The following is a 644-nucleotide window of genomic DNA, read 5'->3' as shown; positions in this document are numbered from 1 at the left end:
AGAGGAAGGCAAAATCACCATCAATCCAGAATATGGATATGAATTTAGCCATACCTTAGAAACACAGATTAGAGGACAACTAAAAAACGGTCTCGCTATGATCGATTTTTATGAATCATGTGATAAAAGACATCGATTATCACCTTATGGAAATGATTATATCGCTACACTTTGCATTAAACTATAAACTTATAGAACATACTTCAGGAGAATAGCTCATTTTATTTTCCTGAAGGGTTAAAATCTAAATCTCACTTTGTCGAAGCAAAATAATTAAATAAAATTAGAGAGAGGAAGTAAAAGCAGCAAATAGTTGAAACTTCCTTTTTTTGATGTCAAACATTCAAAAATGGAAAGGAGATTTAAGGAAGAACTGAAAATACAGATAAACAAGGCATTAGAACAAAGAGAAAGATTGGAAAGACTACCTATGAGTCTACTATCATTTCAAGACAAAACAATCCTAGTTTGGTTGAACCAAACTAGGATTTTCTAACGCGTTTTTGTCTACGATAGCCGTTGAGCTTTTTATTTTCCCAATAGCTGTTAAAGATTTTTTCCTTGCTCTCGCGATTGATTTCCAAAAAGTAGGCATAAATCAAATCTATTAAAATGAGCATAGGGAGTTGAGCGGAAATACGCTG

2 pseudogenes are annotated in these 644 nt (G+C 32.9%); one reads left to right on the top strand and one right to left on the bottom strand.

Going from position 1 to position 644, the window contains the following annotated elements:
* Window positions 1-187, top strand: a pseudogene (locus GMD6S_RS12060) (class I SAM-dependent methyltransferase); the annotation flags it as partial.
* Between the two features lie 295 nt (window positions 188-482).
* On the opposite strand, the pseudogene GMD6S_RS00005 reads toward GMD6S_RS12060, so the two are convergent.
* Window positions 483-644: pseudogene (locus GMD6S_RS00005) on the bottom strand (RpiR family transcriptional regulator); the annotation flags it as partial.

It is taken from the genome of Streptococcus sp. GMD6S (assembly GCF_000297015.1).
The sequence above is the reverse complement of the archived record's forward strand: the minus strand, read 5'-3'. Positions and strand labels throughout refer to the sequence as shown.